The sequence below is a fragment of the Mycobacterium asiaticum genome, assembly GCF_001668675.1.
GTDB lineage: Bacteria > Actinomycetota > Actinomycetes > Mycobacteriales > Mycobacteriaceae > Mycobacterium > Mycobacterium asiaticum_D.
The window spans coordinates 1-15408 of sequence record NZ_LZKQ01000141.1 but is presented as its reverse complement, the minus strand read 5'-3'; the positions used below and the strand labels follow the sequence as shown (position 1 = coordinate 15408).

Genomic DNA, 15408 nt, shown 5'->3' with positions numbered 1-15408 from the left:
GCTGGCCGAAACGCGGACCGGTGACCTGTGGCTGTTCCGTGGGGTTTCCGGACCGGACCGGGCCATCCAGACGCTGACCAACGCCCCGGTCAATCACGTCGGCATGACGGTGGCCATCGACGACCTGCCGCCGCTGATCTGGCATGCCGAACTGGGCGACAAGCTGGTCGACATGTGGACCGGAACCAATCACCGCGGGGTCCAACTCAACGACGCCCGGCAGGTTTTCCAGCGGTGGACGGAGCGCTACCACCAGCGGTGCTGGTTTCGGCAGTTGACGCCGTACGCCAACCGCGAGCAGGAGAACGAACTATTGCGGGTGATCGCCCGGATGAACGGCACGGCGTTTCCGACGACCGCACGGCTGACCGGGCGCTGGCTGCGCGGTCGGCTGCCCACCATCAATGACTGGTTCCGCGGAATTCCCGTGGTGGAGAAGAAGGTTCAAGAACGAACCGAACGACGCAGAGCGGCGCAGCGCAAGATGGGCCTGGAGACGGCCTATTGCGCCGAGACCGTGGCGATCACCTACGAGGAGATGGGCTTGCTGGTGACCGACAAGGACACCAACTGGTTCGACCCCGGCAAGTTCTGGAGCGGAGACACGCTGCCGTTGGCGCCGGGGTATGAGCTGGGTAAGGAGATCTCCGTCGTCAACTGACGGTCATTTCGGCGATCTCCGACCAGCCGGTTGCATCGAGAGTCTGGCTGATGATCTTGGGAGTGGACACCAGAGCCCGCGGCAGTTCCTGCATCGCCCTCTTGAAGTGATCGCTGTTGACGTGCAGGCCGCCGGCGTCATCGTCCCGGAATGCCTCGATGAGCACGTACTCGGCGGGATTGGCCAGGCTGCGCGACCACTCGAACCACAGATTGCCCTCTTCGGCTCGGGTTGCCTCGGTGAACGACGCGACCAAGTCCGGCCAGCGCTCGGTCCATTCGGGTTTGGTCTCGAACTTGACGACGATGAAGATCACATCGCCACGTTACGCACGCCTGAAGTCAGGCGAGCTCCACGCGCGTGCTCACCGGCGTGGGATTGCGGGTCAGATCCAGCACCGGACAGTGCGCGTCCACGGCGTCCTGCAGCTCTCGGTAACGCTCGGGCGTTTCGGGGCCCTTGACCTTGACCACCACCCGGACTTCGCCGAACCCGGCGCGGACGCTGTCGTTCAGCCCGAAGAACCCCTGGACGTCGAGGTCGCCCTCGGCGTGCGCAGTGATCTCGTCGACCGCGATGCCGAGCTTCTCGGCGTAGAAGCGCCAGGTCACGATCTGGCAGGACAACAGCGAGGCCAGGTAGTACTCGACCGGATTCGGGGCCTTGCCTTCGCCGCCGAGCAACGGCGGCTCGTCGACCTCGACACGATGTGCACCGAGGCTGACGGTGCTGGCCACCGCGTCGTGGGCGGTAGCCGAAGCCCGGAACACCACCTGCGCATTCGCCTTGTCCACGGCAACTGCATCTTGGGTTGCGCTGATCACGCCGCCCAGGTGGGTGGTCGAGGTGGTCATGCACGCTCCTATCGGCTGGTATCCGGGCAATCGTAGTGCAGCGTAGAAGCGCGGCCGGGTTGGATCGAGGCTCCGGCTCAGCGTGAATTGAACAGTCAATTCAGGCGAAATACACAGGAATTTTCAAGGTGCAGAATTGTGTATCAACATTCGAATTTGACATAAATCACGCCCGGCGGCGCATTGTGAGGCAGCCCACAATACGCCGTCCGGGCGTTAGCTGAATTTGCTCGGGGTGTGTCGGTTCGGTTATGCGTCCGCCATTCCGGGGTCACCCGGCGGACCGGGCTCGGGCGCCATTTCCGGCGCCGGTTCGGGCGCCGGCGGGGCGAACTCGGGCGCGGGCGACGCGACCTCGGGAGCCGGCGCGGGAGCGACGGCATCGACGAGTTCGACGGGCGCTTCTGGGGGTGGCGGCAGCTCGCCTTCCGGCAGGTCGAGGTCCATCGGCAAGAACATGTGGTGGGTGAATCCCGCCTGGTAGGCCCCGGCGCCGCCGATTCGGACGCCACCGCCTTCCCCGCTGGACACCGGGGTGCCGTCCGGCAGCGTGACTGCCGTGTGGCCACCGTTCCAGCCGATCACCAAGGCGTTGGGCGCGGTCCCGTACTGGAAGCCGCGGGCCGCCAACGCGGCTTCTTCGTTACCCGTGTTGAACCGGCTACCGAACACCGGCCGCTCAACCGCGGCATTTGCCACCCAGGAAGCCAGTCCCGAGCAATCGGTGCCGGCCGGCGAATCGCCACCGGGAATATAGGGCGTCCCGGAAACCTGGTTAACGAGCGCCAATAGCGTTGCTAGAGCAATCATGAGCCGGACGCTACCCAAATTACGAATAGGAAATCAAAATTTGTGGCGCTTGTCACGGATTAACGAAAATGTGGGCTGACCTGCATATACAGCAGATAAGTCACGCAATAATTTAGAAAATGCAACAGGAGTGATTACTGTGGCAGCTGCTAATGCATAGCAAATTGCGTGGGTGTAGTCGTGCCGTGCCGGAGCCTCCCCCGCCGAGCAGACGCTTAGGTCCCCGACACGCCGCGCGTTCGGGGACCTAAGCGTCTGCTCGCGCAGGGACCGCACCCGCGCGGGGCAGGCGCCGCCTCGCCTGCCAGGTGACACCGGGCACCGTACTCGCCAAGTCCGCACGGCTCTTGGCGAATCCGCGGATCGCCCCATAGAACGACCAAACTTGGCGTGGCGTAGGGACCTTCGGCACCCAGGCCAACTCCCAGTGGATGCCGTTGATCGGGTCGTCGAAGAACACCGCGTAATACCCCGGCCAATACTGCGGATACTCCTGCGGCGGATCAGTGACGAGAACGCCTCGGCGAAGCAGGAATTCGCGATGGAAGCGGTCGACTTCCCTTCTGCCGCGGGCCCATAGCGCGATGTGATTGATCCCGACGGCCTGGTCGCTGTGCGTCAGCTTCTCACCGGTCCGGGCCGGCTGGATGCCGATGTAGCTGTGCGGGTTGACGTACCGAGTGAAGTAGTAGATCGACTGGTACTCCATGTTCAAGGACGAGAAGCTGTCGTAGCCCAGCCAGCCGAACATTGCGTCATAGAACTCGATTGACGCGTCGTAGTCCAAGACCGCGAACTCAACGTGACTGATACCCCGCCACCGCATAGCTCCTCCCCAGGCCGGCTACTACGAAGTGTAGTACCCGCTATGCCGCCGCGCGGGGTATTTCACTCGTCGTCTTGGGGATGGTCGGGATCGATGTGGCGCCGGGTTTCCGCTACCGCGCGTCTGACCTCAGCGTTCTCCCGATTCGTAGCGGCCTTGCGGCGCTCGGCTGCTTCCTCGACCCGCTGCTGGCGCTCGCGCTCGCGCTGCTCGGTGGCTCCTTCACGCATGTCCGCGCGCACCTCGCGGTCGTCCGCCGCCTGCTCGCGATCGTCGGCGAGCCGGTCCCGTTCATCGGCAATCCGATCTCGTTCGTCGGCGACGTGCTCGCGCCTGGCCAGCTCGTCCTCGCGCCGGGCCAGGACCAGCTCGCGTTTATCCAGGTCCACGGCGCAGGGATCAGATTCTTTCGACGGGTCGGTACGCTCCCGAGCGACCATGCGTGTCACCATACGCCGCTAGAGATCAGATGGGCGTCCAGATGTTGTTGTTCCAGAATCCCCAGCTATTGGCGGTGGGATTCCACATCAATTTCGCCCCGGGCGCCCAGGTGGGTTGTGGCGGTCTCGGCGGCGCCCATCCCGGCGGGGGACCCCACGGGCCCCAGCCAGCCATCGCGCCCTGGCCGGTCGGCCCCTGCCAGTCGTGGCATTGATTCCAGTCCCAGTTGTAGATGTCGTCCCAGCCGGGGTCCCAGAAGTCGCCAGGACACCAGTGGTTACTCGGGAACGGCGCCGGGAACGCCTCGGCGCGTGGGCCGCCGGCAAGCCCGAGCGCGGCCAACACCAACACCGGCACGCCGGTGAGCCGGGCCAGCAGCGGGATAGAGCGCGTTGCAGTCGCCATCTGTCAAGAATTTCCCTACCTGGGTGGCCAGGCAAGTGCTGATCTCGACTCATCCGTGCTCTCGTGCTGGCTAAAATGCCGGGTACCGGCCAGCATCGAGCCGGACGCAACCGGAGGGGGCCTCATGCTGAGGAAAGCCGCGGCAGTCATGGCCGTCGCCGTCGCCTTGGCCGCGCCGGCGTATGCCGACCCCGCCGACGACGCGTTCATCGCCAATCTCAGCACGTCAGGCATGAATTTCGGTGCACCGGACAAGGCCATTCAGGTCGCCAAGAATGTGGTCTGCGGATCGCTCAAAGACAATCCGAGCACCAGCAACGCTGACCTGATCGCCAAGGTGACCAGCGCGACCAGTTGGCCGACGCTGAACGCCGCCTACTTCACCGGCGCTGCCATTCAGGCCTATTGCCCGCAGTACGGCTCGCTGACGCCGCCGAGCGTCCCGAGCAAGGTTCCGACCGCGCCGAATACGACGCCATCGGCGCCCCCGACCCCGTCGGTGCAGTCGGCGTAGCGATAGCTCGACGCGCGGTCACATTGCGAACTTGGCCCGGGCCTGCTCGGTGACCGGCGTGAACAGATTGACGAGGTTGCCGTCCGGGTCTCGGAACAACAGGGCGCGATTGCCCCAAGGCATCGTGGTCGGCTCGGTCACCACCTCATCGACCACACCCCGGAGCCGCTCGTACTCGGCGTCGACGTCGTCGACGAGGAACTCGATGATCGCCGTGCGGTTGGACGCCGGCTCGGCTGACCCGTGCCCGAACAGCGGAACGGTCTTGTCGCTGCCGATGGCCAGCGTGCCGACCGGAGTCGGAATCTCCGCGAAGAGCTCGTTTCCCCAGACGGCCGTCGCCTCCGCGACCGTCTCGTAGAAAGTGACGAGCCGTTTTACATCGGCGGTGATGATGCGGGTTGAAACGAATTTCATCAGGGTCTCTCCTCGGGGTGCGGCCGACAGCTCGCCCACGGGCTCGGCGGACCACATGCTAGGTACGCCCACCGACAAGACCTTTCAGGGCCGCGCCGATCGAGACAGTAAGAACTCCGGGTCGAACCGCAAATCCCCCGCGGGCCGCACCCGTGATGGCGCGTCGTTACGCCGGCGCTTGTCCGAACACTCCGATCGGGGTCAGAACTTCACCGCGAGGTCTTGGCGGGCGAGCCGACGGACGCCCCAGAAGTAGGTGACGAAGGGCATGGTGCACCACAAGAGGTTGAGGACTACGAATTTGATCCACATCTCGACCGGACTGGACATGCTTTCCAGCTTGTTCGCGATCTCGACACCGAAGTAGACCGCAGGCAGCGTGACCTCCACGATCATCCCGCCCATGATGAACGAGAGCCCAGTGTTGGTGAACCGCTTGCCGTTTCGGAAGAATTGGACCATCGCATAGGCCTCGAAAAGTCCGACGAAAAAGGCGATCCACTCAAGGACGACGATGAGCGGGTCGCCGTTGAGGTAGCGGGCGTCGCCGCCGAGCAGGATGGGCGCCCACATGTATGTCCAGAGCGCACCATGCTTGACGCCATCCCTGATCTGGTCGAAGAACAACAGCCACGGTAGTTCCCAGATGAAGCGTGGGATTAGCGCGATGAAGACCCAGACGATCACCATCGCGCTGAGTCGTTCCGCCCTGGTGCGGTCCCGTTGGCCGGGCAACGGTAGCCACGGCATCGCCAGTGCGGTCAGGAAGCAACCTACCACGACAACCACCAGCGAGGTAGATGCGACGACATGGGGTACCCCGGCGTGAAACTCGAGATACCAGAACACGATATGGACGACGAAGAAGAACGCCAGGACGCCGAAGAGTGACTTCTGCAGTGACGAGAATCCGGGCTCGTCCGAGAGACGCTTTTTGCCGTCGGCACTGATCGTCTCAGTCATGGGTAGAACCTTCTGCCGAGACGGTTGGCTGCACGATCAAAAGCATGGCACATGCCATGTTTTGGACGCAAGGTTCACCTTCGAGCGGTGTCTTAAGCTGCTTTCGATGAGGCAACGCGGTGGGCAGGACGGATCGCGGCGGTGACTCCCGGCAGACGCACCGCTCCGCGTCGCCCGCTCGCTGGTCGACAGCAGCGGGGGGACCGAACCCGAGAGTTACTGATAGACGAGACCGTCCGGTGTATCCGGGAGGAAGGCTTCTCGGCGGCTAGTGCTCGGCACATCATTGAGCGCGCCGGCGTCAGTTGGGGTGTCATCCAACATCACTTCGGAGATCGGGACGGCCTGCTGACTGCGGTGATAGAAGATGCGGTCGACCGTCTCGTCGCCTCACTGGAGGAGTTGGCCGACCCAGAGCGGGCCATCGACACCGAAGCTTTGGTACGGGCGACCTGGGCGGCATTCGCCAACCCAAAGGCGATGGCGGGGTTGGAGATTCTCATCGCGGCCAAGGACTTACGGGGCGGCCTAGGCGGACAACACATGGAACGACTAGGTGCGGCGCTGGCGGCGTTGATCGCTCGCCTGAACACCGGGACCAACGGCGAACATGCTGTGGCGTTGGGCATGTTGCTGTGGACAACGCCGGTAGCGATGATGCTTGCCGAAATGTTCTCCACTCCGCCGCTAACCAAAAGCGAGGCCCAGAAAGCTATCGCCAAGCTGATTGACGAGCATCGCTGAGCCATTGTTGTGATATTCAACTCCGACTCAGCGCTGATCCGCGAAACTGATTGCCACACAGTCTTTTAGGTCCAATTTGACGTGGATTGATAGCCTGTGGCGGTGACTGAGGCGCTGGACGGGGGACCCTTCTTTCACGGCACCAAGGCTGACCTGCGGATCGGAGATTTGCTCACCGCCGGTTACCGCTCCAATTACCGGCACGAGATCGTGATGAATCACATCTACTTCACCGCGTTGCGCGACGGCGCGGGCCTTGCCGCCGAACTCGCCCCCGGCGATTCAGAGCCGCGGGTCTATGTGGTCGAGCCGACGGGGGAGTTCGAGAACGATCCGAATGTCACCGACAAGAAGTTCCCCGGCAACCCCACCCGCTCATACCGCAGCAAGGAACCGCTGCGAATCGTCGGCGAGGTCACCGATTGGACGCGACTGACACCCGAAGCGCTCCGGATGTGGCGGGAGCGGCTGGCCGTGCTCCATCGCGGCGAGATCCTCAACTAGCTCAACAAACCTAATTCGTCTGCAAGAGCACGGACGCGGCGTTCGATCTCGTCTCGGATCGGTCGCACGTCTTCGAGCGGTCGGCCCGCAGGATCGGGCAGGACCCATTCCTGGTAGCGAAGTCCCGGCAGGACGGGGCAAGTGTCGCCGCAGCCCATGGTGACGACGAGCTGCACCGCTTCCAGTACGTCCATGGTCCATGGTTTGGGCCGCTCGCTGGCGATGTCGATGCCCTTCTCCGCCATGGCCGCAGCGGCGGCGGGGTTCACCTGCTGCGCGGGTTCTGAGCCACCCGAGTACACCGTGACGCGGTCTCCCGCAAGGTGTTCGAGGAATCCCATCGCCATCTGGGATCGCCCAGCGTTGTGGGTGCAGAGGAACAGTACAGCCGGCTTGGTATCAGGCATCGCTCGACGCCTGCCGGGTCTGTCGGGTCGGGGTTTCGGCGAACCGTTTGCGCAGGAGCAATGACACGTAGACGAGGCCGACCAGCACCGGGACTTCGATCAGTGGGCCGACGACGCCGGCCAGCGCCTGGCCCGACGTAGCACCGTAGGTGGCGATAGCGACGGCGATGGCGAGTTCGAAGTTGTTGCCCGCTGCGGTGAACGCCAGCGTGGTGGTGCGTGGATAGCCCAGGCCGAGGGCCGCACCCAGGAGGTAGCCGCCTCCCCACATCACCGCGAAGTAGACGAGCAGCGGGATGGCGATGCGGAGCACGTCGAGCGGCCGGTTGGTGATCTGCTCGCCCTGCAACGCGAACAGAACAACAATGGTGAACAGCAGGCCGTACAGCGCCAACGGACCGATCCTGGGTAAGAAACGAGTCTCGTACCAATAACGGCCCTTGGCTTTCTCCCCGAGCCGTCGCGACAGGTAGCCCGCGAGCAGAGGTATGCCAAGGAAGATGAGCACCGATTCGGCGATCTGCCATGGCGATGTATTGATGGTCGTCGTTTCGAGTCCCAGCCATCCCGGCAGAACGGACAGATAAAACCATCCGAGGACCGCGAACATGGCAACCTGGAACAGCGAGTTCAGCGCGACCAGTACCGCCGCGGCTTCTCGATCGCCGCACGCGAGATCGTTCCAGATGATGACCATGGCGATGCAGCGGGCCAGTCCGACGATGATCAGGCCGGTGCGGTACTCGGGCAGGTCGGGAATAAGCAGCCAGGCCAGCGCGAACATCAGCGCGGGACCGATAACCCAATTCAGGACAAGGGAACTCAGCAACAGTTGGCGGTCGCCGGTAACGGTGTCGAGTCGGTCGTAGCGGACTTTCGCGAGCACCGGGTACATCATGACCAGCAAGCCGAGTGCGATGGGCAATGAAATACCCCGCACTGCACCGCTATTGAGTGCCGCATTGAAGGCGGGAACGAACCGTCCCAACAGCAGACCGGCCACCATCGCGAGGCCGATCCACACCGGGAGGAAGCGGTCGAGCGTCGACAGCTTGCCGGCGACGACCACTTCGTCTCCGCCATTGAACCGCCGTGTCACGCTGTGGCGGGTGCGTTGGCCGTGCAGCAGGTTTGCGGTTGATTGTCATCGGAAGCGGGCGAGTCGGCCCCGAACGTGTCGGAGTCGGCAAGCACGGTGTAGACCTCCCACTTCTCGTCCGCCGGGCCGGTCACCCACACCTTGTCCTGCCTGGCGAAGCAGCACGTTGTCCCGATTTCTTCTTCGGTGAACAAACCTTTGTCGGCAAGGCGGGCAATCTCGGAGTGGACCGCTGCACTGGACTCGACCTCCACGCCGAGGTGGTTGAGAGTTCCTCCGTTGCCGGGGTTTTCGATGAGCACCAGTTTCAACGGAGGTTCGGCGACGGCGAAGTTAGCGTAGCCCGGCTTCACCTTCGCAGGCGGGGTGTCGAAGAGCTTGGAGTAGAACGTGACGGCCTGGTCGAGGTCGTCCACATTGAGGGCTAATTGGACTCGGGACATGGCTGCCTACCTTTACGGCTTATGTCGAACTAGTTGCCGTTGATCGTGCCTACCTTTTCGATATTTGTCAACAAGGTGTGGCATCATGGACTGGTGCCCAAGACACTGCCCGAGGTGGATGTTTCCGCACCGGTGTGCTGCGCGCCCGTCGCCGCCGGTCCGGTGAGCGGCGACGCGGCATTGGAGATCGCGTTGCGGCTCAAGGCTTTAGCCGATCCGGTGCGGGTCAAGCTGATGTCGCTGTTGTTCAGCAGCGGCGCCGGGGAAGAGTGCAGTTCTGACCTCGCAGCGGCGGTAGGCCTGGCGGAGTCAACCGTGAGCCATCACCTGTCCCAACTGCGCCGCGCGGGCTTCGTCGAGTCCAACCGACGCGGCATGAACGTCTATCACCGCGCCCGCCAGGAATCGCTTATCGCCCTGTGTTCGGTCCTGGACCCGGACTGCTGCCGCTGACACGCTCACCTGCGTCTATGCCTTCGGCGACTACACGTTGAACCGGGACTCCACCGAGTTACGTCTCCGATAAACATCTCGCCGCTGTAGCGGTAGCGCACTCGCAAGCCGCCACGTCAGCCCGGCAACTCGCACACCAGAAGATGGAAGGCACCTTGACCATCACCGACGCGCCTGTCCTCAATCTGACCAAATCCTGCTTCGCGGATAACCGGCACCAGGTCGTCGATGGGGCGCAACCGAAATCCGTGCCGAGTGAAAGGCATTCGGGACATCTGGCTCGGATCACCAACCCCGAGTACCAGTCGCCCGCCCGGTCGCAGCACTCTCACTAGCTCACTCATGGCTGCGGCGAGGTCCGGTACGAAATAGATCGTGTTCGTCGAGATGATCGCATCCAGTGCCGAATCCGCGAGGGGCAGACTCTCCATCCGACCGGAATACAGACGCAAGCGCCCGTGAGCAATCGAGTCAGAGAAGCGGCGCTTCGCTTCGGTGAGCATCGTCTCCGACATCTCGACACCGTGAACAACCGCGACCCCGCGATCGAGCAAAATGCCGAGTCCGACGCCTCCTCCGAATCCGATGTCGGCAACTTCGGCCGCTGGTCCGCAACCCGTCGCGGCGACCGCAGCGGTGACAACCGACCGATTGCCGCGGTTGAGTAGGTGTCCGACCACCCGGCCCGCGAACCCGGTTGGTTCACCGAGCTGGCGAGCCAGCGCGGCAAGCGCACGTTCAAGAGGCGGCATGGCGATCATTAGACCAGCTGCCGCAACCCGTGTCGTTGAATCTCGGTGCAGCGCGATCCCTACTCGCTCGTGTTGAATCGAAACGCGACTACACGTTGAACCGGAACTCCACCACGTCCCCGTCGGCCATCACGTAGTCCTTACCCTCCATCCGCACCTTGCCGGCCGCCTTGGCGGCAGCCATGGACCCGGCGGCGATCAGGTCGTCATAGGACACGATCTCGGCTTTGATGAAGCCCTTCTCGAAGTCGGTGTGGATCACGCCGGCGGCCTTCGGTGCGGTGTCCCCCTGGTGAATCACCCACGCCCGGGCCTCTTTCGGGCCCGCGGTCAGGTAGGTCTGCAGCTTGAGGGTGTGAAAACCCGCCCGCGCCAACGCATCCAGGCCCCGCTCGGTCTGCCCGATCGACTCCAACAACTCCGCGGCCGATTCGTCGTCGAGCTCGACGAGCTCGGATTCGATTGCGGCATCGAGGAAAACGGCGTCCGCCGGCGCGACGAGTTCGCGCAGTTCGGCCACTCGCGCGGCGTCGGTGAGCACCGATTCGTCGGCGTTGAAGACGTAGAGAAACGGCTTGGTGGTCAGCAGGTTGAGCTCGCGCAGCAAAGACGTGTCGAGTCCGGGCTGCGGACCGGCGGCGAACAGCGTCTTGCCGCTGTCGAGGATCTCCTGCGCGGCGACGGCCGCCTCGTGCACCGGTTTGCGGTCCTTGTGGGTGCGGGCCTCTTTCTCGAGCCTGGGCAGGGCGCGCTCGAGGGTTTGCAGGTCGGCCAGGATCAGCTCGGTCTCGACGACCTCGATGTCGGACTTGGGGTCGACCCCTCCGGCGACGTGGGTGACATCGTCGTCGGCGAACACCCGCACCACCTGGCAGATGGCGTCGCATTCGCGGATGTGCGCCAGGAACTTGTTCCCGAGCCCCGCCCCCTCCGACGCCCCTTTCACCAGGCCGGCGATATCGGTGAATGTCACCGGGGCGGGCACGATGCGCGCCGATCCGAACAGCTCCGCGAGCTTGTCCAGCCGAGGATCGGGCAGCGACACCACACCCTCGTTCGGTTCGATCGTTGCGAACGGGTAATTGGCCGCCAACACGTTGTTCCGCGTCAGGGCGTTGAACAGGGTCGACTTCCCGACGTTGGGCAGACCCACGATTCCCAGGCTTAGGCTCACGGAAAATCAAGTCTAGGGGCACGACAAGTGCGACTGTCCCGGCCATATACGGGGCTTTCGCCGTATTGCCGGTACGGTCAACGTGTGTCAGCGCAGCGGGAAAGTGCGGCGGCGGAGGCAAGTCACCGCTCGATCGTCCCCAACATCCCAGGTGTGCCGTGGTGGGCGGCGGTACTCATCGCCGTCGGCGCGACGGTTGTGGGCTACGCGATTGACGCCGGCCAGAAGGACCTGACCCACGTTTTCGCCGGTTTCTACATCGCCGGATGCGTGGCGGCGGTGCTGGCGGTACGGCAGGCGGCGGTGTTCACCGCCGTCATCCAGCCGCCGCTGATCCTGTTCTGCAGCGTGCCCGGCGCATACTGGTTGTTCCACGGCGGCAAGATCGACAAGTTCAAAGACCTGCTGATCAATTGCGGCTACCCGCTGATCGAGCGCTTCCCGCTGATGCTGGGCACCGCCGGAGGCGTGCTGTTGCTCGGCATGATCCGCTGGTATTTCGGCAAGAACGCCCCCAGCACCCGGGAGACCAGCGGGGAAACCAAAGCCGATGCCGCGGAAGCCGCCGCTGCGCCACAGCCGTCCTGGTTCCGGGGCTTCGTCGCCAAGTTCAGCGAGCTGCTGACCGGCGAGCCCGACGACGGCGTGGAAGCCCCCGCCCCGCCCGCGCACGGCCGGGACCGGACCGCCCGCACCAGCCGCACCGCCCGTACCAACGGCCGATCGGCTCAGCGCCCGGCCCGCAACCGCAACCGGCATGCCCGACCGGACGACCCCTACGAGCCCGGCGGTGAACGGCCGCGTCGCAGCACCCGTCGCAGTTCGGTGCCGCCGGCCGATTACGACCCGGCCGACCCGCCACGGCCGCGCCGTCGCCGTCCGCCCGAGGACCCCGACCTCGGCGCGCTGCCGCCCCGGGAAATGCGTCGCGAGCCACACTCACGGCGCAACCCCTACGAGCGGTCCTACGAGCGTTCGGAGCCGCGCAGCCGTCGCTTCAACCCCTACGAGTCCTACGACCGCCCGGAACCGCCAGAACGTCCCGAGCGTCGCAACCGCCACGAGCGCCGTCCCGGCTACGAGCCGTACGAGCCTTACGAGCCGCCTTACGAACCACGCCGGCGCCGCGCCGCCGGCAACGGGGCGAGCAACGGCAACCCGACCCACCACCCGATCTCACAGGTTCGCTACCGCGGCCAGCCGCCCCGAAACGATCCCCGCGACGAATCCGGTCGGCGCCCCAGGTCGCGGACACCGCGCCGGGACTACCCGGACTACGAGGACTGACCGCCGACGCTGGGCTGGTCAGCCGCGCGACCGCGCCGGCCGGATCTCCCGCGGCAGCGCGAACACCAGGGTCTCATTGGCGGTCGTGACCGGCTGCACCATGTCGTAGCCATACTCGGCGAGCCGTTCCAGCACACCGCGCACCAGCACCTCGGGGACCGACGCCCCGGAAGTGACACCGACCGTCGTCACACCCTCCAGCCAGGCCGGGTCGATGTCGTCGGCCCAGTCCACCAGGTACGCCGCGCGGGATCCCGCGCCGAGCGCCACCTCGACCAGTCGCACCGAGTTCGACGAATTCCGCGACCCGACGACAATCACCAACTCGCATTCGGGCGCCATCGCCTTGACCGCCACCTGGCGGTTCTGGGTCGCATAGCAGATGTCGTCGCTGGGCGGGTCCTGCAGCTTGGGGAAGCGCTCGCGGAGCCGGTCGACGATCTCCATGGTCTCGTCGACCGACAGCGTGGTCTGCGACAGCCACACGACCTTGTCCTCGTCCCGGATCTTGACCTGCTCCACGGCCTCCACGCCGTCGACCAGCTGCACGTGGTCGGGCGCTTCCCCGGCCGTGCCGATGACCTCCTCGTGGCCCTCGTGGCCGATCAGCAGGATGTCGTAATCGTCGCGGGCGAAGCGCTTGGCCTCGTTGTGCACCTTGGTGACCAGCGGGCAGGTGGCGTCGATGGTCTTCAGGTTGCGCTCCGCGGCGGCCGTGTACACCGTCGGCGCCACGCCGTGCGCCGAGAAAACGACGATCGCACCCTCGGGCACCTGGTCGGTTTCCTCCACGAAGACGGCACCGGCGGCGGCCAGGGTGTCGACCACGTGCCGGTTGTGCACGATCTCGTGTCGCACGTAGACGGGCGCGCCGTGTTTCTCCAACGCCCGCTCGACGGTTTCCACCGCCCGGTCCACGCCCGCGCAGTAGCCACGCGGCTCAGCCAGCAGGACCCGCTTGCGGTTTTGCACTCCGGATACCGAGCTGACCGATATCGAAGCGCCGGGAATCCCCATGTCAATAGTCGGCGCCATGCCTCTCAGGGTACGTTCCGCCGACACGGGGGCGCCATTTCGCCGCCCTCAGCTTGGCGTCAGCCGCTGCGTGAGGCAGGCTGGGACGCATGGCTACTGCACCGTACGGGGTCCGGCTGCTGGTCGGCGCGGCGACGGTCGCCGTCGAGGAGACGATACGGCTCCCGCGGACGATCATGATGTACCCGATGACCCTGGCCAGCCAGGCGGCACACCTGGTGATGCGCTTTCAGCAAAACCTGGCCGAACTGGTCATCAAGGGCGACACCACGCTGGAATCGCTGTTCCCACCCAAGAACGAACAACCCGAGTGGGCGACGTTCGACGAGGACCTCGAAGTCATCGACGGCGGTGCCGGCGGATTCTCCAACATCCCGGTCGACGCCGCCGACGGTGAACGCCGCGCCGAAGGCCGGTTCGCGCTGTACTCGGTGGCCGACACCGGCGAATCTGACCTCCCCACCCAACCGGTTTCGTCCCGGCAACCGAAGTCGGCGGCCGAGTCCAACGTGCCGACCCCGGCTGTTGCCACCGAACTCGACTACCCGCAGCTGACCCTGGCGCAGCTGCGCGCCCGGCTGCAGTCGCTGGATGTCGCCGAACTCGAGGCCCTGCTGGCCTACGAGCAGGCCACCAAGGCCCGCGCCCCGTTCCAGACGCTGCTCGCCAACAGGATCACCCGCGCGACCGCCAAGTGACGCGCGCCTCGCAGCGAGAACCCGCTTCGAATTCCGCGGACAACCCGTTCCCGGTACGCGCGGTCGCCATCCGGGTAGCCGGCTGGATCGACAAGTTGGGCACCGTGTGGGTCGAGGGCCAATTGGCTCAGATCAATCTGCGACCGAACTCCGGCACGGTGTTCATGGTGCTGCGCGACCCGGCGGCCGACATGTCGCTGACGGTCACCTGTTCGCGTGACCTGGTCCTGAACGCGCCTGTGAAGCTCACCGAGGGGACGCAGGTGGTGGTCTGCGGCAAACCCTCGTTCTACACCGGGCGCGGCACATTCTCGTTGCGGCTCAGCGAGATTCGCGCCGTGGGAGTGGGTGAACTGCTGGCCCGCATCGAACGGCTGCGCCGGCTGCTGGACGCCGAGGGGCTCTTCGACCAACGGCTCAAGCGGCCGATTCCGTTCCTGCCCAACGTGATCGGGTTGATCACCAGCCGGGCCAGCCACGCCGAGCGGGATGTCACGACGGTGGCCGCGGCCCGTTGGCCCGCGGTGCGCTTTGCCATCCGGCACGCCGCCGTGCAGGGCGTCAACGCCGTTCCGCAGCTGGTCGAGGCATTGGGTGACCTCGACCGAGACCCGGAGGTCGACGTCATCGTGATCGCCCGGGGTGGCGGCAGTGTGGAGGACCTGCTGCCGTTCTCCGACGAGACGCTGTGCCGGGCGATTTCGGCCTGCCGGACGCCGGTGATCAGCGCCGTCGGGCACGAACCCGACAATCCGCTCTGCGATCTGGTGGCCGACCTGCGCGCAGCCACCCCCACCGACGCGGCCAAGCGGGTGGTCCCCGATACCGCCGCCGAGCAACGGCTGATCGACGACCTGCGCCGGCGCACTGCCGGGGCGCTGCGCAACTGGGTGTCCCGTGAAGAGCGCGCTCTCACGCAGC

General features: G+C 65.1%; 20 protein-coding genes and 2 pseudogenes. 9 read left to right on the top strand and 13 right to left on the bottom strand.

What is annotated here, in order from left to right:
• The first annotated feature begins 1 nt into the window (after position 1).
• Positions 2 to 661, top strand: a complete 660-nt coding sequence (locus tag A9X01_RS12110) for a guanylate cyclase (RefSeq protein ID WP_155772048.1) — start codon at positions 2 to 4, stop codon at positions 659 to 661.
• Here the strand turns inward: A9X01_RS12110 and A9X01_RS12105 are convergent.
• From A9X01_RS12105 to A9X01_RS12080, 6 genes are all read right to left on the bottom strand, one after another.
• Positions 654 to 977 carry a putative quinol monooxygenase gene (locus tag A9X01_RS12105; RefSeq protein WP_065121009.1) on the bottom strand — a complete coding sequence of 108 codons (324 nt, stop codon included), beginning with the start codon at positions 975 to 977 and terminating at the stop codon, positions 654 to 656. The two genes, A9X01_RS12110 and A9X01_RS12105, sit on opposite strands and share 8 nt — an antisense overlap.
• Positions 978 to 1002: 25 nt before the next feature.
• On the bottom strand, positions 1003 to 1515 hold the full coding sequence (locus A9X01_RS12100) for an OsmC family protein (RefSeq protein ID WP_065121008.1): 513 nt from the start codon (positions 1513 to 1515) through the stop codon (positions 1003 to 1005).
• Between the two features lie 249 nt (positions 1516 to 1764).
• Positions 1765 to 2325, bottom strand: a complete 561-nt coding sequence (locus A9X01_RS12095; protein ID WP_065121007.1) for a glycoside hydrolase — start codon at positions 2323 to 2325, stop codon at positions 1765 to 1767.
• Between the two features lie 247 nt (positions 2326 to 2572).
• Entirely contained in the window at positions 2573 to 3151 is a 579-nt protein-coding gene (locus A9X01_RS12090; RefSeq protein ID WP_065121006.1) for a VOC family protein, read from the bottom strand.
• A gap of 62 nt (positions 3152 to 3213) precedes the next feature.
• On the bottom strand, positions 3214 to 3591 hold the full coding sequence (locus A9X01_RS12085) for a hypothetical protein (RefSeq protein WP_065121015.1): 378 nt from the start codon (positions 3589 to 3591) through the stop codon (positions 3214 to 3216).
• Between the two features lie 25 nt (positions 3592 to 3616).
• Positions 3617 to 3997, bottom strand: coding sequence for an Mtp family mycobacterial-type pilin (locus A9X01_RS12080; RefSeq protein WP_065121005.1), 381 nt, complete (start codon positions 3995 to 3997; stop codon positions 3617 to 3619).
• A 124-nt stretch (positions 3998 to 4121) separates the two neighbouring features.
• Between A9X01_RS12080 and A9X01_RS12075 the strand changes: the two genes are divergently transcribed.
• Complete coding sequence (locus A9X01_RS12075) at positions 4122 to 4511, top strand: DUF732 domain-containing protein (RefSeq protein ID WP_065121004.1); 390 nt, start codon at positions 4122 to 4124, stop codon at positions 4509 to 4511.
• 18 nt (positions 4512 to 4529) lie between these two features.
• On the opposite strand, the gene A9X01_RS12070 is transcribed toward A9X01_RS12075, so the two are convergent.
• Together A9X01_RS12070 and A9X01_RS12065 are read right to left on the bottom strand one after the other, a co-directional pair.
• The gene (locus A9X01_RS12070) at positions 4530 to 4928 is read right to left on the bottom strand and encodes a VOC family protein (RefSeq protein ID WP_065121014.1); all 399 of its coding nucleotides are present in this window, start codon (positions 4926 to 4928) and stop codon (positions 4530 to 4532) included.
• Positions 4929 to 5129: 201 nt separating this feature from the next.
• Positions 5130 to 5891, bottom strand: a complete 762-nt coding sequence (locus tag A9X01_RS12065; RefSeq protein WP_065121003.1) for a hypothetical protein — start codon at positions 5889 to 5891, stop codon at positions 5130 to 5132.
• 141 nt (positions 5892 to 6032) lie between these two features.
• Here A9X01_RS12065 and A9X01_RS31345 point away from each other — a divergent pair.
• The 3 genes and pseudogenes from A9X01_RS31345 to arr all read left to right on the top strand — a co-directional run.
• Positions 6033 to 6191 (top strand): annotated as a pseudogene (locus tag A9X01_RS31345) (TetR/AcrR family transcriptional regulator); the annotation flags it as partial.
• Between the two features lie 57 nt (positions 6192 to 6248).
• Positions 6249 to 6635 (top strand): hypothetical protein, encoded by a 387-nt coding sequence (locus tag A9X01_RS31340; RefSeq protein WP_253849100.1) that lies wholly within the window; start codon positions 6249 to 6251, stop codon positions 6633 to 6635.
• A 96-nt stretch (positions 6636 to 6731) separates the two neighbouring features.
• The gene (gene arr / locus A9X01_RS12055) at positions 6732 to 7139 is read left to right on the top strand and encodes an NAD(+)--rifampin ADP-ribosyltransferase (protein ID WP_436405264.1); all 408 of its coding nucleotides are present in this window, start codon (positions 6732 to 6734) and stop codon (positions 7137 to 7139) included.
• On the opposite strand, the pseudogene arsB reads toward arr, so the two are convergent.
• Together arsB and A9X01_RS12040 are read right to left on the bottom strand one after the other, a co-directional pair.
• Positions 7136 to 8645, bottom strand: a pseudogene (gene arsB, locus A9X01_RS12045) (ACR3 family arsenite efflux transporter). The gene arr and the pseudogene arsB overlap by 4 nt on opposite strands.
• A complete protein-coding gene (locus A9X01_RS12040; RefSeq protein WP_065121000.1) occupies positions 8642 to 9088 on the bottom strand; it encodes an ArsI/CadI family heavy metal resistance metalloenzyme in 447 nt (148 codons plus the stop codon). Before A9X01_RS12040 ends, arsB begins: the two are co-directional and overlap by 4 nt.
• A 93-nt stretch (positions 9089 to 9181) precedes the next feature.
• On the opposite strand from A9X01_RS12040, the gene A9X01_RS12035 reads away from it, so the two are divergent.
• Positions 9182 to 9541, top strand: a complete 360-nt coding sequence (locus A9X01_RS12035; RefSeq protein WP_065121012.1) for an Rv2640c family ArsR-like transcriptional regulator — start codon at positions 9182 to 9184, stop codon at positions 9539 to 9541.
• A 116-nt stretch (positions 9542 to 9657) separates the two neighbouring features.
• On the opposite strand, the gene A9X01_RS12030 is transcribed toward A9X01_RS12035, so the two are convergent.
• Complete coding sequence (locus tag A9X01_RS12030) at positions 9658 to 10302, bottom strand: class I SAM-dependent methyltransferase (protein WP_081282338.1); 645 nt, start codon at positions 10300 to 10302, stop codon at positions 9658 to 9660.
• Positions 10303 to 10381: 79 nt separating this feature from the next.
• A complete protein-coding gene (gene ychF / locus A9X01_RS12025) occupies positions 10382 to 11467 on the bottom strand; it encodes a redox-regulated ATPase YchF (RefSeq protein WP_065120999.1) in 1086 nt (361 codons plus the stop codon).
• Positions 11468 to 11551: 84 nt separating this feature from the next.
• On the opposite strand from ychF, the gene A9X01_RS12020 reads away from it, so the two are divergent.
• Positions 11552 to 12754 (top strand): DUF6542 domain-containing protein, encoded by a 1203-nt coding sequence (locus A9X01_RS12020; RefSeq protein ID WP_065120998.1) that lies wholly within the window; start codon positions 11552 to 11554, stop codon positions 12752 to 12754.
• An 18-nt stretch (positions 12755 to 12772) separates the two neighbouring features.
• Here A9X01_RS12020 and A9X01_RS12015 read toward each other — a convergent pair whose 3' ends face one another.
• On the bottom strand, positions 12773 to 13789 hold the full coding sequence (locus A9X01_RS12015) for a 4-hydroxy-3-methylbut-2-enyl diphosphate reductase (RefSeq protein ID WP_065120997.1): 1017 nt from the start codon (positions 13787 to 13789) through the stop codon (positions 12773 to 12775).
• A gap of 89 nt (positions 13790 to 13878) precedes the next feature.
• On the opposite strand from A9X01_RS12015, the gene A9X01_RS12010 reads away from it, so the two are divergent.
• Entirely contained in the window at positions 13879 to 14487 is a 609-nt protein-coding gene (locus tag A9X01_RS12010; protein WP_065120996.1) for a lipid droplet-associated protein, read from the top strand.
• Positions 14484 to 15408: exodeoxyribonuclease VII large subunit (gene xseA, locus A9X01_RS12005; RefSeq protein ID WP_065120995.1), on the top strand; the 925-nt coding region annotated here is incomplete at its 3' end. The genes A9X01_RS12010 and xseA, both read left to right, overlap by 4 nt.

Coding starts and splice junctions, on each gene's coding strand:
- A9X01_RS12065 (WP_065121003.1), bottom strand. CDS start 5,891: ATGACTGAGACGATCAGTGCCGACGGCAAAAAGCGTCTCTCGGACGAG.
- A9X01_RS12040 (WP_065121000.1), bottom strand. CDS start 9,088: ATGTCCCGAGTCCAATTAGCCCTCAATGTGGACGACCTCGACCAGGCC.
- A9X01_RS12070 (WP_065121014.1), bottom strand. CDS start 4,928: ATGAAATTCGTTTCAACCCGCATCATCACCGCCGATGTAAAACGGCTC.
- A9X01_RS12095 (WP_065121007.1), bottom strand. CDS start 2,325: ATGATTGCTCTAGCAACGCTATTGGCGCTCGTTAACCAGGTTTCCGGG.
- A9X01_RS12015 (WP_065120997.1), bottom strand. CDS start 13,789: ATGGCGCCGACTATTGACATGGGGATTCCCGGCGCTTCGATATCGGTC.
- A9X01_RS12030 (WP_081282338.1), bottom strand. CDS start 10,302: ATGATCGCCATGCCGCCTCTTGAACGTGCGCTTGCCGCGCTGGCTCGC.
- A9X01_RS12080 (WP_065121005.1), bottom strand. CDS start 3,997: ATGGCGACTGCAACGCGCTCTATCCCGCTGCTGGCCCGGCTCACCGGC.
- A9X01_RS12100 (WP_065121008.1), bottom strand. CDS start 1,515: ATGACCACCTCGACCACCCACCTGGGCGGCGTGATCAGCGCAACCCAA.
- A9X01_RS12090 (WP_065121006.1), bottom strand. CDS start 3,151: ATGCGGTGGCGGGGTATCAGTCACGTTGAGTTCGCGGTCTTGGACTAC.
- A9X01_RS12075 (WP_065121004.1), top strand. CDS start 4,122: ATGCTGAGGAAAGCCGCGGCAGTCATGGCCGTCGCCGTCGCCTTGGCC.
- A9X01_RS12085 (WP_065121015.1), bottom strand. CDS start 3,591: ATGGTCGCTCGGGAGCGTACCGACCCGTCGAAAGAATCTGATCCCTGC.
- A9X01_RS12010 (WP_065120996.1), top strand. CDS start 13,879: ATGGCTACTGCACCGTACGGGGTCCGGCTGCTGGTCGGCGCGGCGACG.